The 9863-nt window shown below is 32.6% G+C and carries 10 protein-coding genes; all 10 read left to right on the top strand.

The window, feature by feature from the left end; all coding sequences use genetic code 11:
- The first annotated feature begins 129 nt into the window (after positions 1-129).
- The 10 genes from NHH16_RS14805 (at position 130) to tnpB (ending at position 9667) form a co-directional block, all read left to right on the top strand.
- Positions 130-294: a cyclic lactone autoinducer peptide gene (locus NHH16_RS14805; protein WP_262070374.1), complete on the top strand. Its 165-nt coding sequence runs from the start codon at positions 130-132 to the stop codon at positions 292-294.
- Complete coding sequence (locus NHH16_RS14800; protein WP_262070373.1) at positions 278-883, top strand: accessory gene regulator B family protein; 606 nt, start codon at positions 278-280, stop codon at positions 881-883. Before NHH16_RS14805 ends, NHH16_RS14800 begins: the two co-directional genes overlap by 17 nt.
- A 372-nt stretch (positions 884-1255) precedes the next feature.
- On the top strand, positions 1256-1585 hold the full coding sequence (locus NHH16_RS14795; protein ID WP_262070372.1) for a hypothetical protein: 330 nt from the start codon (positions 1256-1258) through the stop codon (positions 1583-1585).
- A 51-nt stretch (positions 1586-1636) separates the two neighbouring features.
- Entirely contained in the window at positions 1637-2653 is a 1017-nt protein-coding gene (locus tag NHH16_RS14790; protein WP_262070371.1) for a hypothetical protein, read from the top strand.
- A complete protein-coding gene (locus NHH16_RS14785) occupies positions 2654-4003 on the top strand; it encodes a hypothetical protein (protein ID WP_262070370.1) in 1350 nt (449 codons plus the stop codon). It begins immediately after the preceding gene.
- Positions 3981-4700, top strand: coding sequence for an ABC transporter ATP-binding protein (locus tag NHH16_RS14780; protein ID WP_262070369.1), 720 nt, complete (start codon positions 3981-3983; stop codon positions 4698-4700). Before NHH16_RS14785 ends, NHH16_RS14780 begins: the two co-directional genes overlap by 23 nt.
- Positions 4701-4858: 158 nt before the next feature.
- The gene (locus tag NHH16_RS14775) at positions 4859-5566 is read left to right on the top strand and encodes an ABC transporter ATP-binding protein (RefSeq protein ID WP_262070368.1); all 708 of its coding nucleotides are present in this window, start codon (positions 4859-4861) and stop codon (positions 5564-5566) included.
- Positions 5551-8142 carry an FtsX-like permease family protein gene (locus tag NHH16_RS14770; RefSeq protein ID WP_262070367.1) on the top strand — a complete coding sequence of 864 codons (2592 nt, stop codon included), beginning with the start codon at positions 5551-5553 and terminating at the stop codon, positions 8140-8142. The genes NHH16_RS14775 and NHH16_RS14770 overlap by 16 nt, the downstream gene beginning before the upstream one ends.
- 809 nt (positions 8143-8951) lie before the next feature.
- Positions 8952-9320 carry an IS66 family insertion sequence element accessory protein TnpA gene (gene tnpA, locus NHH16_RS14765; protein ID WP_262070366.1) on the top strand — a complete coding sequence of 123 codons (369 nt, stop codon included), beginning with the start codon at positions 8952-8954 and terminating at the stop codon, positions 9318-9320.
- A complete protein-coding gene (gene tnpB / locus NHH16_RS14760) occupies positions 9314-9667 on the top strand; it encodes an IS66 family insertion sequence element accessory protein TnpB (RefSeq protein ID WP_262070365.1) in 354 nt (117 codons plus the stop codon). Before tnpA ends, tnpB begins: the two co-directional genes overlap by 7 nt.
- The last annotated feature ends 196 nt before the right edge of the window (positions 9668-9863 follow it).

Here is a 9863-nt window from a genome sequence, read left to right as displayed (position 1 = left end):
TTTTATGAGAGGAATGCTTTTCTGTTTTCTGGGCGTATGATTATAAGTCACTTACGATTAAATATTTTTATGGTATATTTATTTTAGATTACTACTAAATATATTAATTAAAGTAAAGGAGAGTTAATTATGGGGAAAAAAAGCATTAATAAAGTATTGAATGTAGTTAACTATGTTGTGGAAAAAGTGGCAGAGTCATCTGCTGAAAGCGCATGTACGTTGATTTATCATCAGCCGCCAATGCCTAAATCAATAAAAAAATATGGAAAAATGAAAAATGAAAAGGATTGCTAGTGGTTTAGCAATTAGAATTACAAAAGGTAATAATAACCAAGAGTTGTTTGAAGTGTATTCTTACTGCTTCCAAGTTATTATGGAAACGCTGGTAACAATGATGACTAACATTATTATTGCTTTGTGGCTAAAGATGCTATTAGAATATATTATTTTGATCGTAATATTTGTGTCTGTTCGAAGCTGTATGGGCGGATTGCATATGTCGACATTTTTCAGGTGTTATATTTTTACAAATTTTGCAATTGCTCTAACATTAGTTAGTACAAAGATATGCCTGCTAAACAATCCAATTAATACACTAGTTACAATGTGTTGTGTATTGGCGGTATACTATTTTGCACCAGTGCAGTCTATAAACAGACCTTTGTCAGACTGTGAAAAGACTGCAATAAAGATACGTTTAAGGCAAATATTACTTCGGGTAGGTTTCTTAGCTATAGCAGCATTTTTATTAAAATCTAATTTTTTTTTATTGATTCTTAGAGGAACAATGATTTTAGCGTTGATTACAGAAATAGCAGGTATTATAAAGAATTATATTGATTCTTCGGGAATCAATATTAATTCCAAACCTAAAAGTGTGTAACATTAGAATAGTAGTGTTTACGCGAGGTTTTTAAATAAAATCAAGTATATATAAAACAAGAACCAAAGACATGAATCTAGTACAAAACTCATACCTTTGGTTCTTGTTTTATATATACTTGCGAGAAGGGTATGGTTTTGCAAAAGAGTAATAGTCAGGGGGGCGCTTCGGATAGGTGACTCAGATGCTGTAACAATAGAATTATTGGTTTAAATTAACGGTTTAAATTAACTTAGATTTATATAATATTTATCATTTTATTACAATAAAGACAGTAATTATTACATGAAAAAATATAAATAGAAAGAACTGATATAATAACCGTATGGATGCAAGGGGCTAAAGAAAAGAGAATAATTGAGGAGGTATAATATGGTTATTAAACAAAATATTAAAAAGATAATTATTAGTTGTTTGATGCTGGTATTTGTAGCTGGATTTACAGCTAAGGCATCTATGGTAATTACTGTATATCAATCTTTACAGACTCAAGGAACATCAGGATCTGCATATAGAAATGTTGCACAAGCAACACAGTCGGCGCCTAATAACACATATTTATATTCAGGAATTCGAAGAGGTAGCTCGAGTGGATATACATATGGAAATCCTGCGGGTGGCAATATAATTTATGTGACTGCATATTCCCCATATATGGCAGGGGCGTATAATCAATTAAGCGGGACCGCATTTGTGAGATAAGTTTAACAGCTTTTTGCATCCATTAATTATGCATGAAAGGTGCGTTGACAGATGAAGAAGAGTAAAAAAACAAGGACGCTTTTATCTGTATATGTTGTGATGTTCACTATGGGTATGTTTGTTTTAAATGCAGTAGTCAATAGCAAAATATTAATCTTCATTGAACCACATAATTTATATTCTCCTTATACAGTGGAAATAACGTGTAGGAGCACAGAGCGTAACAAAATATTGAATATCATTGACAAGGTAATTAATAAAAAATATAAAGATATAAATATTATGAAACACTGTTCAAGTGAAAAATATGATATTAAGGGAGTATATTATAGTCAAGTGCCAAATGGTATTCTTGAAGAAGAGAGCCCATTTTTTAAAATAGATTCTGATAAAAGCAATGAAGCAATAGTCGGTAGAGGACTAAAAGATAAGATTAGTATAAGGGGGGATAGGCGCTATATTACGATATACGAAAAGGAGTTTGAGGTAGTAGGATATTTGAATTCTAAAAAAACATATTTAGATAAGCAGATATTTGTACCAATAAAATCATTGCTTGAAATAACTGATTCATCAGGAACATATACCATAGATGGAAGCGATAAAAAAGATATAAAAGAAGTGGCTAACTACTTTGACTCATCAGAACTTCCAATCAGTGTGTTATATCCGGACGCAATCAAACATTCAATAGCAAGTGCTTTTTTTAGTAGAAGCAATCAAATAGTGTATATATATATAATATGGGGAATATTTTTAATTATGTATGTACAAAGAGGTGTGTCTGACTGGTTATATTTGAACAGGTATGACTATTTTGTATATAAAGATATAGGATACAGAGAAAAGCAAATTACAATGGAATATTTCTGTCGATATATTAAACCGGCGATAAGTGCAATCTTGATAGGGACATTTGTTAGTCTTTTAATATTACAAATTGTAAGCAAAAATATAATTATGATAAGCGAGATACTGATAAATTTGTTTATAATCGTGTTTTTAAATATTGTTGTTTTTATGATAACTTTTTTAGGAAGAATAAAAAAGCAAAGGCGGTCAGGTTAGATGAAACAGAAAATTACGGATATTTTCGAGAATCTAAATCATGATAAAAGTAGCCGGATTTTAAATATAATTCAACTGGTTGTTTTGTTTATTGTTCTTGGAAATATTATATTATATGTAATGCATGATGATAATAATACATATATCAAAAATGAAAAAAATGGCTACGTGTATCATAAGTTGTATCAACATAGCTTTAAGAGCTCGTTAATTAACATAGAGAATGAGCCTTGTATTCTTGAAAAGATGGAAAACACATTATACAATCTAAAAAACGAAGAATCGTTTTTGTATACTTCTATGGCTCGAGGCGCGCTTAGTATTCCAAAATCTTACTGTGAAAAAAAATTCACACCTGAAGCATTGGGTATGTTTCAAGAGGACCTAGGGGGGCAAGTAGTTGCTAATAGAGAGGAAAACCAAGACGAGTATGTCAATTTCTCAATGTACAAAGTCGATAAAGAGGCTATAGATCATTATCAAATTCAAGTAAATGAAGGCAGACAATTTAATAATAATGATTTTGTTTATACAATTGGTGATAAAAGAATAAGTGTGTTATTGGGTGCGGAGTATCAAACAATTTATAACTTAGGAGAAACAATTCCAATATCGTTGAATGGTAAAATATTAAGTGCAGAAATCGTTGGTTTTTTATCCAAAGGGATTGCAATAAAAAATGATACAACGTTTGAACATGTAGGCGAAAAAAATGAGTATTTAGATCGCTCAATTATAATACCGTGCTATCAAATTGTTGGAGATATAATTAAAGATGAAGATAAAATGTTTGCCACATTAGAATATGTGACTAATCTTTGTGGAACATTAATTTTTTCTGATGAAGTACCTGAGAATGATATCAGAGAACAATTGAAAAAGATTAACGATATATATATTAATAATGGTGTTTTTTCAGTTGTTTTACTTAATACAACAAACGGGATGATTTATTTTCAGGGAGAAAAGAAAGAAATAGTTGAGTTGATAAAGGTGTTGACAGCTATAGTTTTTGTGTCAATTATTATTTCCTTATATTTATCTTCATATATTAATTTAGACAAGCAGGGTTATAAAACAGCTGTACAAATGTTAAACGGTAGACTCGGTAGTGACGTTAAACTGTGCTATGTTTTCGAGGTGATATTGATATTTATAACTGCAATAATAATTTTTTTTGCACTAGATGATATGTGGTTTTATCAGACGATAAGATTTTACATTTACTTTTTTGCATTTATATTTTTAATGGCAATTTTTGATATCGTTCTAATAAGAAAAAGAATAGACTTATTTAATGTAGGAAGGTATTTGAGGAGGGAAGAAGATGTATACCTTGAAAAATATTAGCGTACAATATAGTGAATCAAGTAAAGAACATTACGTTCTAAAAAATACTAATTTTATTGCAGATAGAGGAACGTTAGTGTGCATAGAGGGAGAAAGTGGAGCAGGAAAGTCAACATTTATTAACGTTTTAGCAGGGATTCAGTGCCCCACGTCAGGACAAAGCAGTTTTGAAAATAATCGATTAAAGTTGTCTAATCAAAAATACATGGAAAAGTTTCGAAGAGAAAAGGTTGGTGTTGTCCGCCAAAATTATGCACTAATAAAAGAGTATACAGTCTTTGAAAATATAGCTTTGCCATTAAAATATAGAAAATATAAAAAGAAAAGTATAAATGATAAGGTAGAGAAAGCAATGAAAAGCTTGGGGATTTACGATTTGTCACTAAAATATCCAGATGAAATATCGGGAGGAGAAAGGCAGCGAGTTGTGATTGCAAGAGCAATAGTGACGGAGCCAACAGTAGTCCTAGCTGATGAACCGACAGCGGCATTGGATAAGAGAAACACAGAAAATGTTTTGAAAATCTTTAGAGAATTGTCAACAAAGGGATGTTATGTGATAATAGCAACTCATGATATAAAGGTATCCAAAGCATGTGATTTTGTATATATGCTGAAGGACGGAGAGTTGACCGAAATTGATAAAAAAGTGTTCTTGGATAATATTTCAATGAAAAACACATATGTCGATTTATAAGCTGTGTGAATGGGGTATAATATCATGAAAATGATATTTAAATGATAAATGCTATTTTCAGATGTTTTTAACAAAAAGAGAGTTCTCTTTTTTGCTATTTAACATTAACATATGGGAATCGTGTTAGTAGCAACCCCCAAATAATGTGAGGTAATAAAATGACCAAAGATATTATATTAAAAGCGGAAGATATAAAAAAAACATATTTAGCTGGAGAGAAGAAAATTAATGCGCTCAGAGGTATAGATTTTCAGTTTGAGTCAGATACCTTTTATGTAATTATTGGAAAGAGTGGATCAGGAAAGTCGACATTATTGCATGTTTTGAGCGGGATGGATAAGCCAAGTGAAGGGCAGGTGTTTTTTAGAGAAAAGGATTTAGGGGAGTTAAATAATAAGCAGCTTTCAGAAATTAAGCGCAAAGAATTTGGATTTATTTTTCAGTCGTATAACTTATTACCGGAATTAAGCGCATATGAAAATATTATATTGCCTAGTAGTATAGACAAAAGAGATGTAGATTATGATTATCTCAGAATGATAACGAAGTCGTTGGATATTAATAATTTCATAAAAAAATATCCCGGGCAATTATCCGGGGGTGAACAGCAAAGGGTCGCAATAGCTAGGGCGTTGATTAATCAACCAGATATAGTTTTTGCCGATGAGCCGACAGGAAACTTGGATGAGGAAAATGGCAATGAAGTTATAAAGTTGTTGATTCGCATGAAAAAGCAGCTTAATAAAACAATTATTTTGGTAACCCATGATATGGATATAGCAAAAAGGGCAGATGTTTTAATAAAACTTAAAGATGGTATGATTACGGATGTAAAAAAGAGAGAAAAACTATGTATAAAAAACTAATAGTCAAGAACATGAAAAGAAGTGCTAGTTATAAAGCGCTGGTCATTGGATTGATAACTATGTATATATTTAGCATAGCGTTTTTGATTGTGCAGGAGAGCTATGTTAAAACAAGACAGGATCAATACTTTTCAAGGTATGGAGAATGGACCGGTTGCATATCAAACAGTAGTGAAAAGATAGAAGCGGGATTGAAAAGTAATAGCAATGTGGAAAAACTTGGCGATATTGACATATATTCAGATTGTTATATTAACACTGAAAAATACTACAGCAACATTGGTACGATGAATGAACCAGCAAGAGATTTATCACGTATAGAACTACAAGGAAAACTCCCGAGTGAAAGTAATGAAATTATGATAAATCAGTCATTGTTAAATACATTAAGTTCTGCAGCAGGTGTAAATGATAGTATCGGTTTGCAGATTTATGACACTTCCGGCAATGTAAATACTTTTGAATTTGTAATTTCGGGAATATGTAATTCATTTAGTGATGAATGGAAAATAGAAGATTTTTCTGCGCCGATGTTATTTCTTAATCCGGAGGAAAATCCGTTATCGGATAATGCATATACTAAGTTCAGTTTTTTCTATGTAAAAGATACAGATGTCGAGGTGGCATCAGGTATTGAAGCACTCCTAAAGGAGGGCGGAGCGAAATATACTTTTAATAGTCAAGCATATTCTGTAGACAAAAGTATCTATGATAAGTTTTTAGAGACAGGGACAGTTATTGGGATAATTGGAGTCATATCATCGTTAATTGTTATTCAATTATTAGCTCAAAGTTTTAATAGTAGAAAATATAAAATCAAAGTGCTTCAAAGTATTGGAGCCGATGATGCGGTTATTTTTGACACGATTATGTTGGAGGCAAGCTATACCTGGGGGAAATCAGTACTATTTTTAGTGCCTAGCATTGCAGTTATATCAGGTTTATGCATAGTTCTAAATAGTGTGTTTGATAAGGCCGGGTTAGTCATATCGGCAAACATTTACGCTTGCATTATTTCCATTTTGATTATTTCGGCGGTATTTTATTTAGGCAACCTAGGGATTTATTTGATGTGCGTAAATGGTAGCGTGGGAAGTTCATTTTCATCTGACACTATATACACGATGAAGAACAAAATGCCAAAGGTAAAAATCAAAAAGAGGATTTCATTATTACAACTTTATTGGAAGAATAGATATTATTATCAAAAGGAATCCATATTAAGAATCATTGTATCCGCGATATCTATCGTATTATTGACAATGGTTTCAGTAGATATAATTAATGGATATATCAACTATTCTAACGATAAGAAAAACATGAAGTATGAATATACGATAGATATTTTAGATATAGAAAAGGGACTTGAAAATTCACAACTCGAAGAGTTATCGAACATTGAAGGGATTACTGGATTTGAAAAAAAGCAAAGACTGACTGAGGTTGATCCAACCATCAAGATAGCAGGAGTAGGCTGGGAAAATAGTATTTATGTAAACAACTTGCGAAAATACGGGTTTTATACAACCCCAGAAGATTTGAGTAAAGATAAGGCGGATTTCTACAATTTGACAACAATAAAAGCTATTGATGAAGACGAATCAGCGAGAATGATGGATGAAATCAAAAAGTTAGTACCGTCTAATGAATTTAACAAGTTTGATGAGCAACAATTTGTATCAGGCGAGCAATGCATTATGGTTATGATTCCCTACTATGTAGGAAATAGTGATTATGCGGATAGAGACAAGGCAATCTTTTTTGCAACTGAGGATGACACACAAAAAGAAGAAGTGTACAGATATATCAACGGACAAGAAAGTATACAAAACGGTAGCGTCATAAGTGTAGAGGCATGTGACAATAATATTGATGTTGCGGTTGGAGGAATAATAACCTCAATTCCAAATGGTTTTACGGATAGTGTGATTGCAGACCAGTTAGGGTGCGGGAATATAATTGTTAGTGAGAATTTTATTAATAGAATATTGGACAAAGATGTTTCGGAATTTTACAATGATATTACACTATATTCACACAAAGATGCTAACCATGTTGAAACAGATTGGCAGGTAGAAAACCTATTAGGAAGCTATTACCAAGATGATTCAAATGATTACCAACTTCACAATACAAGGCAAGCAAGTGAGATTGTTTTGGGACAATCGAAGACATTAATAGTTAGAGCCGTGATAATAGGGGCAATTTCGCTTGTGATTTTTATATGGGTGGGGTATGTGAACGCAATAAATAAGATGAACAGAGAAACTAAAAGGGTTCGCATTTTGAAATCTATTGGAATGTTGCCAAGACGGATAATATGGATGTATTTCATCGAATATTTTGTTGAGGCATTGCTAGCGGGACTAATTGGTTTTATTTGCTCAATGGCTATTCAGCAATATGCCATAAGCAGTATTATCGGTAAAACAGTTAATGTTTTTGATGTAAATCTTTCGATATATCCAGCTAGTAGGTACTTATCGATAATAACGCTTGGGGTATTCGGAGTGTATATTTTATTATACTTAGTGTGCGTATTTATTCCGGTTTTCAAGAAAATAAGCAAAGCATAGATAAAACACCTTTTGCAATGGCTATTTTTATTTGCGGAGAGTGTATTATGAGTATGAGGAAAAAGTTGTAAAAAATAGTGAAAGTGTGCAAATAAACTGTAATGAGAACAGTTAGTAAAAGTATTCATTGGCGTGTTTATGTGACGAATTTTAGTTAAGATGTAAAGGTATGTGAAATACAAAAAAATTAGGTAGAAATCATATGAAGAAATAAAAAATGTTGATATTTTTAACATAGTCACATAAAAGTTCCTGCAAAAGCTTGATACGGCACTTTTTTGAATAAATCTGCTGCGTCGAAAAATAGAACGAAGTAAAATACAACTGAAGTCGTTAATGTAATCTTAGAATCTGAAGGACGATTTCTTGAAGATTGGATATATGTGACTGAAAAAGTTCCGCCCGTTTTGATTTTGGGATGGAACTTTTTTTGATGTTTTTGTTACAAAGAGTTAATGAAAGGAAGTGAAAAGTGTATGAAAGTGTTAAATTCAAACAAAGTCAAATTATGTGTCAAACCCTGTAACTTCACAGATAAAGAACTTTACTTTACCATATTAATAAGGGAGTGGTCTTATGATGATTGGTGAAAAAATCAGATGGTACCGCATTGAAAGTAAGTGACTTATAATCTGTCGGCTATTATCCTCGCCGGTTTTGTGTAACAATTATCACCGTTGGAGATTCCCTTCTCTTCCCATTCTGGGAACTGTGTGATAATGGATCATTTCACTCTACGGTTTTCTATACCGCGCTTTCATTCACAACACAGATAGACTATTTCACTCCAACCGAAATGGAGGAATGTTATGCCAAGAAAAAGACTATCCGACGAAGAATGGATGGAAATCATCCTATCTTGTAAAAAAAGTGGACTTAGTGATTACCGCTGGTGTAAAGAAAACGATATTGTCGTTAGCACATTTTACAAACATGCCAAGAAGCTTCGTGCGTCAGGTTATACCTCGCCAGTTTCGGCAACACCAGTAGCAGAAAAACACGAAGTCGTACAGATAGCTTTAAATGATGAAATGCCTGTTGTAGAGCATAATGCTCTACACTCTATAGAAAGCCCTGCAATCAGTTTATATATTAATGGAATCCGGATGGAGATTAATAATAATGCAGATTCACGCTTATTGACTAATACATTGCAGGCACTGAAAGCGATATGTTAGGCGATATCTCTAAGGCCGGACGTATTTTTATAATTACTGGCTATACGGATATGAGAAAAAGCATTGACGGCCTCATGTCTATTGTTGCTCATACTTATGAGATGGATCCGTATAATAAATCCTTGTACTTATTTTGTGGTCGTCGGAGTGACCGTATCAAAGCATTGCTTTACGAGTCCGATGGATTTGTGCTCCTGTACAAAAGATTAGAGTCTGGAAAATATCAATGGCCACGTAATAAAGAAGAAGTTCGTACATTGACTAGACAACAACTTCGCTGGCTTTTGGAGGGACTTGCAATTGAACAACCAAAAGCTATTGAAAGTGTTAAAAAGCGGATTCTCTAAGCTTCGTTTTGTCAATCTTTTTCGCTTGAAAAAGAGACGAAATCAAACGCTAGAAACGCTGTGTTTTAGGCGTTTTTAGACACTTTTTGCACCTTGAAACATAGTAAAAAACACTGTTTTATGGTATACTTTTAGTATCATTTGAAAGGCATTTAGGTACTGATTTAGCCATGGATTATAGAGATCAGCTGATCAT

Source organism: Ohessyouella blattaphilus, from assembly GCF_024721265.1.
GTDB classification, from domain to species: Bacteria; Bacillota; Clostridia; order Lachnospirales; family Lachnospiraceae; genus Aequitasia; species Aequitasia blattaphilus_A.
This window is presented reverse-complemented; position numbering and strand designations above follow the sequence as displayed.